Annotated in this window: 18 protein-coding genes; 1 reads left to right on the top strand and 17 read right to left on the bottom strand. The window is 38.4% G+C overall.

The window, feature by feature from the left end:
* Window positions 1-107: 107 nt before the first annotated feature.
* The 17 genes from EG346_RS06625 to EG346_RS06545 all read right to left on the bottom strand — a co-directional run bounded on the left by EG346_RS06625 (window position 108) and on the right by EG346_RS06545 (window position 12696).
* The gene (locus EG346_RS06625) at window positions 108-1649 is read right to left on the bottom strand and encodes an IS1182 family transposase (RefSeq protein ID WP_228425941.1); all 1542 of its coding nucleotides are present in this window, start codon (window positions 1647-1649) and stop codon (window positions 108-110) included.
* A 72-nt stretch (window positions 1650-1721) separates the two neighbouring features.
* Window positions 1722-2228, bottom strand: coding sequence for an RNA 2'-phosphotransferase (locus EG346_RS06620; protein WP_123877595.1), 507 nt, complete (start codon window positions 2226-2228; stop codon window positions 1722-1724).
* A gap of 13 nt (window positions 2229-2241) precedes the next feature.
* Window positions 2242-3183: an ADP-ribosylglycohydrolase family protein gene (locus EG346_RS06615; protein WP_123877593.1), complete on the bottom strand. Its 942-nt coding sequence runs from the start codon at window positions 3181-3183 to the stop codon at window positions 2242-2244.
* Complete coding sequence (locus tag EG346_RS06610; RefSeq protein ID WP_123877591.1) at window positions 3183-3869, bottom strand: SIR2 family NAD-dependent protein deacylase; 687 nt, start codon at window positions 3867-3869, stop codon at window positions 3183-3185. Before EG346_RS06610 ends, EG346_RS06615 begins: the two co-directional genes overlap by 1 nt.
* A gap of 4 nt (window positions 3870-3873) precedes the next feature.
* Entirely contained in the window at window positions 3874-4380 is a 507-nt protein-coding gene (locus EG346_RS06605; RefSeq protein WP_073328539.1) for an O-acetyl-ADP-ribose deacetylase, read from the bottom strand.
* Window positions 4370-5281: an ADP-ribosylglycohydrolase family protein gene (locus EG346_RS06600; protein ID WP_123877590.1), complete on the bottom strand. Its 912-nt coding sequence runs from the start codon at window positions 5279-5281 to the stop codon at window positions 4370-4372. The genes EG346_RS06605 and EG346_RS06600 overlap by 11 nt, the downstream gene beginning before the upstream one ends.
* Window positions 5278-5913 (bottom strand): DUF4291 domain-containing protein, encoded by a 636-nt coding sequence (locus EG346_RS06595; protein WP_123877588.1) that lies wholly within the window; start codon window positions 5911-5913, stop codon window positions 5278-5280. Before EG346_RS06595 ends, EG346_RS06600 begins: the two co-directional genes overlap by 4 nt.
* Window positions 5913-6725 carry a TIGR02452 family protein gene (locus tag EG346_RS06590; protein ID WP_123877586.1) on the bottom strand — a complete coding sequence of 271 codons (813 nt, stop codon included), beginning with the start codon at window positions 6723-6725 and terminating at the stop codon, window positions 5913-5915. The genes EG346_RS06595 and EG346_RS06590 overlap by 1 nt, the downstream gene beginning before the upstream one ends.
* Before the next feature lie 17 nt (window positions 6726-6742).
* The gene (locus EG346_RS06585; RefSeq protein WP_123877584.1) at window positions 6743-7216 is read right to left on the bottom strand and encodes a macro domain-containing protein; all 474 of its coding nucleotides are present in this window, start codon (window positions 7214-7216) and stop codon (window positions 6743-6745) included.
* Entirely contained in the window at window positions 7213-7629 is a 417-nt protein-coding gene (locus tag EG346_RS06580) for an ADP-ribosylation/crystallin J1 (protein WP_123877582.1), read from the bottom strand. Before EG346_RS06580 ends, EG346_RS06585 begins: the two co-directional genes overlap by 4 nt.
* Before the next feature lie 12 nt (window positions 7630-7641).
* Entirely contained in the window at window positions 7642-8238 is a 597-nt protein-coding gene (locus EG346_RS06575; RefSeq protein ID WP_073329101.1) for a DUF4291 domain-containing protein, read from the bottom strand.
* Window positions 8239-8290: 52 nt separating this feature from the next.
* Window positions 8291-9361 carry an adenylosuccinate synthetase gene (locus EG346_RS06570; RefSeq protein ID WP_123877580.1) on the bottom strand — a complete coding sequence of 357 codons (1071 nt, stop codon included), beginning with the start codon at window positions 9359-9361 and terminating at the stop codon, window positions 8291-8293.
* 3 nt (window positions 9362-9364) lie between these two features.
* The gene (locus EG346_RS06565; RefSeq protein WP_123877577.1) at window positions 9365-10219 is read right to left on the bottom strand and encodes a hypothetical protein; all 855 of its coding nucleotides are present in this window, start codon (window positions 10217-10219) and stop codon (window positions 9365-9367) included.
* Window positions 10220-10222: 3 nt separating this feature from the next.
* On the bottom strand, window positions 10223-10558 hold the full coding sequence (locus EG346_RS06560; protein WP_123877575.1) for a hypothetical protein: 336 nt from the start codon (window positions 10556-10558) through the stop codon (window positions 10223-10225).
* Between the two features lie 71 nt (window positions 10559-10629).
* Entirely contained in the window at window positions 10630-11178 is a 549-nt protein-coding gene (locus EG346_RS06555) for a prolyl hydroxylase family protein (RefSeq protein ID WP_123877574.1), read from the bottom strand.
* A gap of 31 nt (window positions 11179-11209) precedes the next feature.
* Entirely contained in the window at window positions 11210-11752 is a 543-nt protein-coding gene (locus EG346_RS06550; RefSeq protein WP_123877572.1) for a riboflavin biosynthesis intermediates N-glycosidase, read from the bottom strand.
* Window positions 11753-12018: 266 nt separating this feature from the next.
* Entirely contained in the window at window positions 12019-12696 is a 678-nt protein-coding gene (locus EG346_RS06545; protein ID WP_123877570.1) for an NUDIX hydrolase, read from the bottom strand.
* A 121-nt stretch (window positions 12697-12817) separates the two neighbouring features.
* On the opposite strand from EG346_RS06545, the gene EG346_RS06540 reads away from it, so the two are divergent.
* Window positions 12818-13450, top strand: coding sequence for a DUF1579 domain-containing protein (locus EG346_RS06540; protein ID WP_123877568.1), 633 nt, complete (start codon window positions 12818-12820; stop codon window positions 13448-13450).
* Window positions 13451-13538 lie beyond the last annotated feature (88 nt).

The following is a 13538-nucleotide window of genomic DNA, read 5'->3' as shown; positions in this document are numbered from 1 at the left end:
TCAGCCAAACACCGTCAGGTTGTGAAAAAACCCCGAATTACCTCTCAGAATGCTGTAAATTGTACTCGTCTGAATAGCCAATAAGCGCTTTTAATGAACCCCATTTTTCATGCTGCTAATTTCTGCCAATAATTTTGCTTGCTCATTATCGCCTTAAAATATGCTAATTTTAACAAAAACAAGACTTTCCTTTTGTAAGGTGACTTCCAGCTCTTTAATTTCGCAATTAACTCCGGAACTCCCAGAATATTCATCGCTCGCTTGATGTTGTAAACCAGCATAATTAAACTGTGTTCACCATTGACCTTATCCAGTCCCGTTAAATTCGTATGATTGTAACCCCACTGACGCTTGATAGTGCCGAAGATATGCTCGTTGATTTCTTGTCGCTTTCGGTACAACTGCCCATTTTCCCGATAACGCTGATTGTTTTCTTCAACAGCCTCGGCAAACTCACTTCTATCGATCTCCCGCCCTCCTGTTCTGCTCGTGCAAAGTGATTTTACGGGACATTCTTTGCAAGCTGAACTGCGGTATTTTTTGAAGAGATAACCACCTCCATCACGCGATTTTTTGTGCCACGAACCCGTGGTTTCTAAAGTCTGACTTTGCGGACATTGGTAAGTGTCTGATTCTTTATCGTAAATAAAATTGGCTACCAAATAGCCTTTCGTAGTCCCATTCTCATTGGTTTGTACCAAGGTCGGATACGCAACAATCGTTCGGATGTTTTCCGCTTTGCATTGTGTGATTTCCCTACCATTATGATATCCTTTGTCGACCAAAGCGGTGAAGGTTTCTATTCCTAAATTTTCTTTCGCTTCTATTGCGATTGCTGCCAAAGCATTTCTGTCATTGCGATTAATGGTGTGGGTGGCCACAACAAGTTTGTGTTTGTCATCTACCGCTGCCTGAATATTGTAACTCACTTCCACCACCTGCCCCTGAACCAAAAGTGCCCTGGAATCTTCATCCGTCATGCTGATTTGAGGCTCACCGCTCACTTTCAGTTTTTCTTCCAGAAGTTCGTACCTGATGCGGTTGGTTTTCAAACGTTCTATTTTCTGCTGAATATTGTTAATTTTTTCGCTGTTTTCTTGTACATCATTTTCGGCCAACTGGTCTAAATATTCTTGTGACTTCTCCTCAATATACGCCAGATGTTTCTCAATTTTCTTTTGATTAAAATTGGCTTTCTTGCTATTGTGAGCCCTACTTTTGGTACCATCAATGGCAATGATTTCTCCGCCAATCAAATCAGCATCTTTTAAAAATGAAACAAATACTTTGAAGAGTTTTTTTAAGCCCGAAGGATTGTCTTTCCGAAAGTCTGAAATGCTGTGATAATTCGGAATCAATCCGTACAAAAGCCACTGCAGTTCCATATTGCGAGTGCACTCTTTTTCCAGTTTCCTCGAGCTGCGAAGGCCATTGAGATAGCCGTACAGATAGATTTTGAGAAATATTTTGGTGCTGTAACTCGGTCGTCCTTCTGTTTTCAAGGTTTGAAGCTCGAAACCCAAAGCTCCCAAATCAATATTCTCTACAAAAGCATCAAGAAAACGAACCGGATTATCATCCGGAATATTCTGTTCTAAACTCGTAAAAACCATCTGATTGCGGGCGACCCCAATAATATGCTGCATCATTAAATATACAAATTCCCAAAATCAATTATTGAATTTATTTCCCTATTTTTGAGTAAATAAACGGAGGTTTTTTCACAGACTGCCGTTGGCTGAAAGATAAAAAGCGATTCCGTCATCATGCATTTCCTTTGTTCTGATGGTCAGAATAACGGGTTTTCCGTGGCGCATTCCTACTTTCGTGGCGGTTTCTTTGTCTGCGCTTAGATGAACATGCTGGCGGCTTCTTTTTTCAATTCCGTTGTCCAGAATAGAAGAAATATTCGATTGTGCTGTTCCGTGATACAGAAAATCTGGTGGCTGCGCGACTTTCAGGGCCAGATCTATCGCAATGGAATGTCCCTGACTGGCTCTGATTTTGGTTTTATCTTCATTGAATGCGAACCGTTTTTTATTGTTGGTTTCTACCACTTCCTCGAGGTCTTCAAAACTGAAGTGCATTCTTCCTTTTGCAGATTTTGTAATGAGTTCATTCACTTCTGCCCAACCGTTTTCATCCAGTCTAAGCTCAATGATTTCGGGTTGATGTCTCAGAATAAGGCTTAGAAATTTGCTTATTCTTTTGTTTTCTATTTCGTTCATGGTTTGTGTATTTTTATGTCATTAATTTTTTCTGAAGCTTTTCACATAAAACTTCAATATCCTCTTTTCTTACCAAATCGGAAACCCAGTCTTCCGGAATATTTTCAAATCCGTAATAAATACCTGCAATTCCTCCGGTAATAGCTCCTGTGGTGTCTGTATCTTCTCCTAAATTCACCGCTTTCAATACGGCTTCTGCATAGGTTTCAGAGTTGAGAAAACACCAAAGGGAGGCTTCGAGGCTGTGGAGGACATAGCCGCCACTTTTAATTTCTTCTTCGGAATAAGTTGAAATATCATTTTTTAAAACTCTGTGAAACAGCTCTATCTCTTTAAGGTTAAAGCCTTGAATTTCTGAGTATTCCAAAGCTATCTTCTGCATATGCGTATAAGCTTCTTTTCTACTTTTTCCCTTAATCAGTTCAATGGTAAAAATAACATATATGAAACAGGCGAAAACAGATCTGAAATGTCCATGCGTAATGGCTGAAACCTCTTTTACGGTTTGATATAATTTTTCAATATCTACTTCATCTTTAAGATAAAAGGCCAAGGGAAGTGTTCTCATTAAAGAGCCATTCCCATTATCTTCTTCAAAAATATTTCCTGAAAATCTGGCGCTTTCACCTTTGATCAATCGTGCAATCGAATGTCTTGTGGTTCCTCCTATATCAAAAAGCCTTCCGTGAGCGGTCCAGTGTCCATATTTATTCCATTTTACAAAGCTTTGTCCGATCTTTTCTAAGTCATACCCTTTTGTAAGTACATCAGCAATACAAAGCGTTAATGAGCTGTCATCGCTCCAAGTTCCTTTGGGCTGGTTCCAGGACATGAATTCCAGATAACCTGTAACGGGCAATCTTTTTAAATCTTCTCTCATCTTAAATTCCACCGGAACTCCCAGCGCATCCCCGATGCATACTCCAAAAATTCCGGCTTTTACTACATTTTCCATCAGGCAAGATTAACCAATTTATCAAACAGCAATTTCATTCCCTGAGTTGCTGATTCTTTCATCACTACCGCTCTTTGTCCATATCCGAATCCTGTTTCATTGGGATTGATAACCACCAGCAAACAGTCGTCTTTGATGTCATGGATCAATCCTGCCGCAGGATATACCTGCAGAGAAGTTCCGATGACGACCATAATATCTGCTTCTTTTACCTTCTCCTGAGCAGTCTTATACAAAGGAACATCTTCCCCAAACCATACGATAAAAGGTCTTAACTGGGCTCCATCTTCCGCTTTGTCTCCAATCTTTATATCTCCTTTCTCTTCATAGATCAGGTTTTTATTGCTGCATGAGCAAGACTTGAATAGCTCCCCATGAATATGAATGATATTTGTAGATCCGGCTCTTTCATGCAGGTCATCTATATTTTGGGTAATGATCTGAACATCAAAATATTTTTCGAGTTCTGCGACTAATCGATGGGCTTCGTTAGGTTCAACTTCATGAAGCTGTCTTCTTCTCTGATTGTAAAATTCCAGCACCAGTTCCCGGTCTTTTCTCCATCCTTCCGGACTTGCTACGTCTGTTATATTATGATTTTCCCAGAGTCCGTCTCCGTCTCTGAATGTTTTTATTCCGCTTTCAGCGCTGATTCCTGCACCGCTTAGTATGGTTAGTTTTTTCATTGTTTTAATCTAATAATTTTTTGTAAATCTTTTCATTGTCATCATCAAAGCACACAAAAATAACTTTCTCAATGGTTTCTGCCTGAAAATTCTTTACTGTTTCTACGGCAATTTTTCCGGCCAGTTCTTTTGGAAATTGATAAATTCCCGTACTGATATTTGGAAAAGCAATGGTTTTAATACCCAAACTTTCCGCCAGTTGCAAGGAATTTCTATAACAGTCTTCCAAAAGCTTTGAGCTTTTATCTTCTTCTCCGTTCCAAACAGGTCCTACCGTGTGAATTACATACTTCGCCGGAAGATTTCCTGCTGAAGTGGCCACAGCTTCCCCGGTATTGCATTTTCCCTGTCTGTTCCTGATCTGGATACATTCTTCGAGAATCTGCTTTCCTCCTGCACGATGAATAGCTCCATCTACTCCGCCGCCGCCGAGCAATGATGAATTGGCGGCATTGACAATAGCGTCTGCGGAGATTTTTGTGATGTCTCCTTTTATCAGTTCAATGTTCATAAAACCCACTTTTTTTCCAATTTTCTACATTTTCTGTCCAGTCAGGAATATTTTTTTCATCGCAGCAAAGAATACTTACTCCTCCTGCCATGGCACAAGTCGTATCCCTATCGCCTAATGCCAAGACCGTATTCCAGAGACATTCTTCGAAATTATTCCTGTATCTGGACAACATCCAGATCACTATCGGAACAGTATCCTGGGCTGTCATTTTTATTCCGTTTCCTAAAGTTCTTACTAGCAAATCAACACTTGGATTCCCATCTAAAAAAAGCGCTTTATTCAATTTGCTTTTCATATCCGAATCATCCAGCTCCTCCTGAATTTTCTGAATAAAATCCTTCTTGTTTAAACTGATAATTCCCTGTTTTTCCTGAGTGGCGAACGCTGAAGCTAAAGCAATGGCTTTTGTTCCTTCAACAGCTTCTTTATTGGCATGAGTCACTTCACAGGAAAGTTCCGCATTCTTTTTAAGTTTTTCAAGATCATTATAAAAATAAGCTCCGATTGTACTGGCTCTCATTGCTCCTCCATTTCCCATAGAGCCTTGTCCTTCAAATTTTGAATAGGACACTCCTTTCCAGGACTCACCCTTTTCTACTGCTCTAAAATACTGATGCATGGAAGGCCCATATCCCCTGTTGATATCAAGATAATAATTCTTTGTAAACTCTTCTGCGAGAAAATCCTGATCAACTTTTCCAAATTTCTCCAACGATCTAAAAACAGCAATTGCCATAATCGTGTCATCGGTAAAATCCAGAGAACTTTCAGGAAGAATTCTCTGATGAATATAGGTTTTCATCACACTTTCCTCTCCGAAAAAACTTTCTCCAAAAGCATCGCCCATAGAGGTTCCGGTCAAGGATTTTGCAGCAAGAAAGAGTCTGTCTGTTGTCATTTTAATCTCAATTTTTTATTTAAACTTTCATCGTTGAACAACAGTGGTCTTTCCTGAGGAATGATCAGGTTATCCAAATCATCCCTTAAAACAAACTCGTATTGTTCTTTCACAAAATCTGAAATATTTTCAATTAAGAGGACATCTTCATGAGCAAAAGAACGGGTGAATTCATTTCGCAACCCAATTTGTATTGCCTTTCTCTCCAGCTTGTTCCCAAAAGGATCATGATCCGGATCCCATTGCAATCTCACAGAAGATGCTTTTACCTCAGCCTGCCATGCTTCCCGGGAAATTCCCAAACTATCATTGTAGGAAGAATAAACTGCATTCTCTACATATTTTTTGAAAGCAGACATTTTCAAATGAATGGCCAGAACATATTCCTGCCCTTCTTTTGTTCCCCATCCATTTCTGTACATCATCCAAAGAAAATTAGGCTTGATCCAGGTCATTCTGTCCAAACTGAATTCACCTCCAAAATATTGATTTTTAACGGCAAATTCACCTATATTTTTTCGATAGGACTGATATACAATAATTCTGTCATTATCGTATTGGGCCATGAGGTGATATCCCTCCTGAGGCCAATCCTGTAGTTGTTCTTTATATTTTTTTAGTTTAAGTTTCATTATATTTCTTCGAATACTTCCAGCAATTCCTTTTTCTTGGTTAAAATTGCAAAAACCACTCGTTTAAATTTATTTTTATATTTTCCGTGCAGGTATTTTTTGAATAAATCTGCAATTTCTTGTGGGTCGTTTTTAAAAACGCCGCACCCCCACGCCCCTAAAATCAAGGTTTCATTTCCCTGTTTTAAAGATAAGGCCAACATTTTATCTGTTCGTACGTCCATAGCTCCAAAAATTTCATCTGCTCTTTCCGGTTCCTGTCGCTTTACCACTCCGGCATTGACTGCAGGAGAAGTGATAAAATTACACAAAACAGGTTTTGGTAATAATTCTCCTTTATCCTTTCTGAAAACGGGAACTTTAGGACTGTAAATCATCATATCGGTATAAAAACAGGATTCCATTGCTCTGTGAATCTTATAATAATCTTGTGCCTGAAGCTGAGTTTCATATAAAGCAGACGTTCTGGCCAGACTTTCTTCCTGTGCTTCGGCGCCATTGATAAATCCGCCACCAGGGTTCTTCGCTGATGCAAAATTGAGACACATCAGTTTTTCCTGATTTTCTTCCGCCGCTAGTTGTAAAATTGCTTTTAAAGAACTGCAATTCCAGACTTCGAATTTTGTTTCAAAATTGACTTCCGGAAGCTCATTTTTTGCCATTTCAGCAAGTTGTTCTGACGAAAATAAAACGGTTTCTTTTTTACAGATTTCAAGTTCTTTTTCTATCGTTATTTTTTCGTTTTCTTCATTTATATAGTATGTTTTGGCTAAGATCTCTAAGGTGTCTTTCGCCATTCCTTTATTGGTCATGATTAATTTTCTTTTTTTTATTCAAAGTCATAAACATATACTGAGACATCATGTCTGAGCAATGTTTTTACAATGATCGGTTCAATCTCTTCCCATTTTCCTCCTGCCAAACCGCAGCCTATTCTTGGCATGTGTACCTCAGCATTGAGTTTTAAAGCATCAAAAGCTAATTTTTCAAGACACTTTTCTACAGCCTCATATCTTATTGGCGAAATTCCTTTTGAACTTGTTATTGTCCTATGCTGACCGATCATATTGCAAACCCAAGTCTCTTCTTCAACCTTTATGATCTGAATCTCTCCGAGACTGAAACTTTCTCCACTTTTAAACCATTCTCTGTATTCTGCCTCAGGCTGCTTCCATCTTTTAGAAATCGCCATCACAAATCCTTTTCCCCAACCTCCAATATCGTTACAGATATGGGTGATGATCTTATTTCCTTCTGTCTGAGGATTGGTGGCATCTCCTTTTAAATAGTTTATTTTTTTCATCCTTTTTGTAGTTTGACAATAAGGTTATTAATTTCAGCATCTGTTGATTCTTTAAAATCGTTTCCAACAAAAACTTTTATCACCTCAATATTCCCCACTATTGCCTTATTAAATACCTCCAGTTCTTCAGAAGGAACCCAAAATTCATTATGATTTTTTGCACCCACATTCTGGGTCTCATATTGATTAACCACTTCTTCCTGTACTTTGAACCGGGTGACAAAACCAAGATAATTTCCGGCTTCATCCCTTGTATTCCATTTCTCAGCAATCTCTGAGGCATAGCTTTCATCCAGTACCGGATAAAATATAGGCTGCCATTCCAGTCTTGGTGGAAATTTTTTATATCTATTCTCTGCAATCAGGATCATTTCTTTTTCTCCAACCGGTCTGTAAAGAGGTATTGTTTTCATAGTTTTTTGTTTTTAAATAATTGCTCCTATTTTATGAGCCAGTTCAGTGGACAATGGATACAATTTTTCAATTGGTAACAGTTTTTTTGCTTTATCATATGCTCCCGATTTGGTAAAATGTAAGATCTTTTTGACCAAAGGTGTATAATCTTCAATTTTAACGATCCATTCATTATTAAATTCTTCAATCAGATACCGGCTAATGCCTACCTGAATGGAACGGTACTCCAGTTTATTCCCTTTAATATTCCTTTCCGGATCCCACTGTACATAAACCTCAGCATTCTCAAAGTCTTTTTCCCAGATTCCGGGATCGGGATACACCCTTTTTTCAGGAGAAGTTAAAATGGCTTTGCCTAGTACTTTTTCCCATGCTTCTCGTTTAATATGGATGGCCAGCGTACATTCCTGTCCGGATTTTTGTCCGTAATTACTTCTTTCCATCATCCAGAGAAAAGAAGGTTTGATCCACGTCATCCTTTTGAATGAAAAAGGAGCAGAAAACTTCTGATTCATCACGGCAGATTTTGCAATCTGCTCATTGTATGACTGGTATATCACGATCGTATCTCTATTGTAATCTGCTCTTATTTCAAATTCTTTCATCATTCTACTGCTATTCGGCTCCGTTCTGCCATTAAATATAAAACCATTATTTGGTTTAAAAAATTGGTTTAAAGTCTTCTGAATACGGAGAATAAGATCCATAGATCTGGTCAAATTCTGTTTTTATATTCTCTTTTTTAAATTGCTCATCGGTCTGATCCAGACACGTAACGACAAGATTCTTTTGGGTTACTGTTCCATAAGCGCCATCCAAAAGGAGGGCATAGTTGAGTAAGTCATAGTCCAGTTCTCCAAATCGAAACTCTTTCTGATACTCATTAAAAATACAGGTTTCCTCTTTATTATTTTTCAGCACTAATTCCTTTTCATTGCTCATCCATCCGCTTCCATGACGTGTAGAATATATTCTGGTCACATAATATATTTCGATATCCTCGATTTTCAAAAGTTGACAGATCTCATAAGCATTTTTTGAAGTGGTATGGGCATAGGTTACATTGGGAAATACCCCGTGATCCATATCCAGCAAAATTCCCTGACTCCCTTCAAATATGAGATTCTCAAATGAATTCAGATAGGTATAATCATCTATTTTCCAATCGATCCCGTCTACCGCATTCAAGAAATCATTCAGTGCTTCATTTACCTGAGCTTCGTCTATAAAGCCATAGTAATAGGCAATTCCTTTTAATTTTTCGATCAGCATCGCTCTTGGGGCTATCAAATCGGCAGCAAATAGTTTGTATGGGCTTTCGTGCCTTTTCATGGTCGCTCCAATTCCTTTTCCACAGGTTCCATGCTCCAGATTCTTTGCATTGGTTCTGTTCTGCCAGACATCAAATGGAGTGGTCACTTTGGCCAATGGATGAATATGCAGTTCAGTGTTTCCATTTTTCTCCATTAATTCCTTTCTTTCATTCAGTAAAAAAACAGGATGAATCGTGCAATGTTCCGAAAAATAGGACGGTAGTCCCCGAAGTGCCCCGCTTGCAAAACTGGAATGAATGTGCTTTTTACCATCAATCATTACGGTATGTGCCGCCTGCTGACCTCCGGAAAATCTGATGACAACAGATTCAGGGTTTTGCTGCGCCAGGAAATCTGTTGTGATTCCTTTTCCTTCATCCCCAAAACCCAAGCCTATTACTATTTGTGCCTTTTTCATGACTTAAAACATTTGAATATTGTCAAATCCGTTTCTCTCTCCTGCTATGAACGTTTTATTTTTAAAGATATCGCAGATAATTCCTTTAATTACATTGGGAATTTCTCTGTGATCAGCTATTGACAGACAGTTCTGGCCTAACAATTCTTTCCAGCCGCTATCTGCTCTCATGGCCTGATCAGAATGGACAACATTGATGTGATACACTTCATACCTTTTTCGGGCTTCTTCCAAGAGTTCAAAGTGCGTATAAGTATGCTGGCCGGCTCCCATTATTTCTCTGATCGCTGATGCCGGAAGTGTTTTCAGACAAGGTTCATCGCCTACGGTAAACAAAAGTCCTTTTTGATTTCTCTTCTCAAAAGCATCCGTTCTGGTATGAAAAGCGGCAAAATACCATGCGAGAAGATAACTTTCTCCGGCATTTCCGCCACCGCCGGATTCAATATAAGTACGGGTCAGCCACATATCCAGTTCTTCATCTCCTGACTCAAACTGCCCGACCTGAAGAGAATAAGCATCACATTCATGATCTCCGATTCCTAAGAATAAAAGTGCGGGATCCGGAACACCGCCCTGAATAATTCCACCCATTAATTTAGGCAATCCTTCTTTAATAAGTTCGTGGGGAATATGTCCCATACTTCCCGTTACATCCAATCCCAAAATGATGGGAACAGAGTTCGGGTGTACGGATGAATCTCTCGACTCTCTGAAAGAAATACCTTTTGGGTTCATAGATTCATGAGCCATTCTTTTGGCATTCTGAGTGAAAATTTCACCTGCGGATTTAGATCCGTACCCTTCTTTTCTTGCTCGGTCGAAACGAGCGTCCATATCGTATCTTGTACTTCCCATAATTTAAAATGCTTTACCGAATAAATATTCAAATCTCTTCACTGCGACTTCTAACTGAATATTTAAATTTCTGAGGGTTAATGAATATTCTATATCTTTCTGAACAAATGCCTCGGGCTGAAAGTCTGCAAATGTGAGGCTGTTCCTGTCTAAAGGGCTGATGTCAATGAGGCCTTCCTGTTCTCTTTCCAGTCTCTTGATCTTAAGGTCAATGTCTTCCACCCTGCGCCTGTAAATCAATTCGGAATCTGCTCCGATGGTTCGTGCACGGTCTTCTCTGATCTGGTCATTGTTTCTCTGTAATGACTGGATGAATCTTGGTTTTAAGTCGTCTTCCATTTTTATCTTTTTTTGTGTTGTTTTTACGCTAAATAAAAAGGGCATAACAATGCTTCTTCTTTTACAGAATTTTATTTGTTGTAATAAATGACATCGGTTCTCAAAACATACTTTTTACCGCTGATCAGGATTTTCCCTTCATGTCTTAGCGGATGATAGAAAACCATTGCAGATCCTTTTTTCGGAGCGACTGTAAACAAGTTTTCAAATTCTGTTTCTCCTCCTTCGAAGTCATCATTCAGATAAACCATGAAAGTGTAGAAACTTTTTTCATGTTCGTTGCGGATATAGCTTCCGTCTCTGTGTATTTTGAACCTCTGTCCGGGCGTATATTTATAAATTCTGAACATTTCATTGAAATTCTGAAGCTTATAATTTTCGTGTTCCTGAGGGAGAAATTGTTCCGCTATTCTGAAAAGATCTTCTGCTAAATCATGATCAAAAATCATTAGTCTGTCGTTATTCCTGATGCCTTTACTCATCATTTGGCGTCCATGTACATTGATCTGAGCTTCTTCAAATACTTTTCCTTCAGCCATTGCAATATATTTATCACAGGCCTCAGCAGTCAAAAAATCTTCAATGAGAAATATCTGTGGGTGCAGTTCTGTTTTTTCCATAATTTTTATTTTGTGTTTAGTGATTGTGTTTTTACGTTCTTATTTGGTCCCTTACTTCCATCAAAGCAAAACCAAGCAGATTTTCTCCATCCCAATTAGCTGGATTCTTCGCTCTGGAATCCGTTTCCAGCATTCCGATTCCCCAGATCCTGTCATAAGGGCTTGCTTCAACCAGGATCTTATTATCTGTAGACAAGAGAAAATCTTTAAATTTTGAGTTTTGGGAGAACTTCAGAAGATTGGCATTTTTTACTATTTCATATTTATGCTCGTCCCAGAGTTTCGGATCAAAATTTTTGACTTTTCTTCCAAGACTTTTAGCCTGATCCGGTGTTTCAGCCTTTACAATCTTTTCTAAAATTTCCTGATCGTTAAACAATTTTGCTTTTCCCGCCATCATATAATGTTCAGCGGTTTTATAGAGGATTCCATTTTCTTCAAATTGAATGGGAAACCATTGGCTGAAACATGATTTGGTGATCTGATCTTTCACGGTATGTCCCCAGAAAAATAGAAAATCCAGTTTTTCTTTTTCCTGAAATCTTTCAATAATATGTTGTAGGGTGTATTTCATTATTGTGTTATTTTTACACAAATGTAAAACAATCTCATTATACCGCCAAAATATATTTGCGTTATTTTAACACTAAATAACTAAACTACTGATTATCAAATAAAAAAAATAAATATTTCAAATCCAATTTGAAACACAAATGATACTAATATTTTCACAAATAGCACAAATATACATTGAACTAAAATTTTAGTTCAATTGATTTAAACAGGAAAACAAGAGATTTTTGATGTAAATTTATACAGAATATGTCATGGAATGGGAAGTTATTTGATCTCGAAATAGAATCCTTCTTTTTCAAGTTCTTCATACTTCTCCTGGTTGAATGTAAAAAGTTTTCCAGGTCTTCCGCTCCCTTCTTTTTTTACATTGTTGGTTTCAGTAAGCAGTTCGTAGCTCATGATCTTTTTACGGAAATTTCTGCGGTCTATCTCGCGCCCGACAATAGTCCTGTAAAGGTTTTCCAGGTCTGAAAAAGGGAATTCTTCATTGAGAAGATTAAAGCCGATCGGCTGGTACTGTATTTTGGTACGAAGTCTTTTTAACGCAATGTCAATGATACTTTTATGATCAAAAGCGAGGGCTGGAAGTTTATTCACGCTGAACCATTGTGCATCTTCCGCATCTGAGTCTGCAAAGAGTTCATGATAAGACGGGTTCACAAGACCCAGATAAGCTACAGAAACTACTCTGTTCCTTGGATCCCGGCCTACGTTACCAAAAGTGTAAAGTTGCTCTAAAAAATCAGGTTTTATGCCTGCTTCTTCATGAAGTTCTCTTTTAACGGCATCATCCAGGTTTTCATCATCCAGAACAAGACCTCCGGGAAGCGCCCAGCCGCCTTTAAATGGTTCGATCTTTCTTTTGATTAAAAGGAGCTGAAGGTCCTGCTTATCAAAATATCCGAAAATGACTGCGTCTACTGCAACTTTTATAGCCTGCATAATTAATTTGCGTTATGAATACACAAAAATACGTTTTATAAATGACATCAAAAAAACAATTAACCGAATAATAAAATTAACTAACTTTATTTCACATCAACCCACTTAAAATTAACTAATTATGAAAAATCTATTGTTATTATTCTCAATTGCTTTTGTTTTCTCGGCTTGTGAGAAAGGAAAGTCTGCCACAGAAAAAAGTTTATCCAAAACTGATTCTGCAGATTGGAAACCTGTAGATTCTGCCGTTGCCACGAAAGCCTGGATGGAATACGCCACCCCCGGAGATCTGCACAAAATGCTGGCAAAGTATGACGGAAACTGGGCGGGTACATCAACGATGTGGATGGAAGCCGGAGGAAAACCGGTTACCAATCCTTCTGAATGTACGAATAAGATGATCTTCGGAGGACGCTATCAACAAAGCAATTATAAAGGAAATTTTATGGGAATGCCTTTTGAAGGCATGAGTCTGATGGGCTACGACAATGCCAGAAAAAAATTTGTTAGCACCTGGATAGACAATATGGGAACAGGCATTATGCATGCAGAGGGTGAATGGAACGCAGCAAAAAAATCCCTTGAGTTCAAAGGTACAATGGCTGATCCTGCAAGACCTGGTAAAGAATGTAATTTCAGAGAAGTGTATGTATTTACCGATGACAATAATCACACGATGGAAATGTACGGTCCTGATTCCAAAACGGGAAAGGAATATAAGTCCATGGAAATAAAATTCACCAGAAAGAAATAAAAACGGGAGAAACCTCCGGTACGAAACAGTGATTTTCCTTAAGAATATCATGAGAGATATGCTCAACTTTGGTATAGAAAATAAAAAT

Source organism: Chryseobacterium carnipullorum, assembly GCF_003815695.1.
Taxonomy (GTDB): domain Bacteria; phylum Bacteroidota; class Bacteroidia; order Flavobacteriales; family Weeksellaceae; genus Chryseobacterium; species Chryseobacterium carnipullorum.
Note: the sequence above shows the minus strand (reverse complement) of the source record. Positions and strands in the feature narration are given on the sequence as shown.

Coding starts and splice junctions, on each gene's coding strand:
- EG346_RS06625 (WP_228425941.1), bottom strand. CDS start 1,649: ATGATGCAGCATATTATTGGGGTCGCCCGCAATCAGATGGTTTTTACG.
- EG346_RS06620 (WP_123877595.1), bottom strand. CDS start 2,228: ATGAACGAAATAGAAAACAAAAGAATAAGCAAATTTCTAAGCCTTATT.
- EG346_RS06615 (WP_123877593.1), bottom strand. CDS start 3,183: ATGGAAAATGTAGTAAAAGCCGGAATTTTTGGAGTATGCATCGGGGAT.
- EG346_RS06610 (WP_123877591.1), bottom strand. CDS start 3,869: ATGAAAAAACTAACCATACTAAGCGGTGCAGGAATCAGCGCTGAAAGC.
- EG346_RS06605 (WP_073328539.1), bottom strand. CDS start 4,380: ATGAACATTGAACTGATAAAAGGAGACATCACAAAAATCTCCGCAGAC.
- EG346_RS06600 (WP_123877590.1), bottom strand. CDS start 5,281: ATGACAACAGACAGACTCTTTCTTGCTGCAAAATCCTTGACCGGAACC.
- EG346_RS06595 (WP_123877588.1), bottom strand. CDS start 5,913: ATGAAACTTAAACTAAAAAAATATAAAGAACAACTACAGGATTGGCCT.
- EG346_RS06590 (WP_123877586.1), bottom strand. CDS start 6,725: ATGACCAATAAAGGAATGGCGAAAGACACCTTAGAGATCTTAGCCAAA.
- EG346_RS06585 (WP_123877584.1), bottom strand. CDS start 7,216: ATGAAAAAAATAAACTATTTAAAAGGAGATGCCACCAATCCTCAGACA.
- EG346_RS06580 (WP_123877582.1), bottom strand. CDS start 7,629: ATGAAAACAATACCTCTTTACAGACCGGTTGGAGAAAAAGAAATGATC.
- EG346_RS06575 (WP_073329101.1), bottom strand. CDS start 8,238: ATGATGAAAGAATTTGAAATAAGAGCAGATTACAATAGAGATACGATC.
- EG346_RS06570 (WP_123877580.1), bottom strand. CDS start 9,361: ATGAAAAAGGCACAAATAGTAATAGGCTTGGGTTTTGGGGATGAAGGA.
- EG346_RS06565 (WP_123877577.1), bottom strand. CDS start 10,219: ATGGGAAGTACAAGATACGATATGGACGCTCGTTTCGACCGAGCAAGA.
- EG346_RS06560 (WP_123877575.1), bottom strand. CDS start 10,558: ATGGAAGACGACTTAAAACCAAGATTCATCCAGTCATTACAGAGAAAC.
- EG346_RS06555 (WP_123877574.1), bottom strand. CDS start 11,178: ATGGAAAAAACAGAACTGCACCCACAGATATTTCTCATTGAAGATTTT.
- EG346_RS06550 (WP_123877572.1), bottom strand. CDS start 11,752: ATGAAATACACCCTACAACATATTATTGAAAGATTTCAGGAAAAAGAA.
- EG346_RS06545 (WP_123877570.1), bottom strand. CDS start 12,696: ATGCAGGCTATAAAAGTTGCAGTAGACGCAGTCATTTTCGGATATTTT.
- EG346_RS06540 (WP_123877568.1), top strand. CDS start 12,818: ATGAAAAATCTATTGTTATTATTCTCAATTGCTTTTGTTTTCTCGGCT.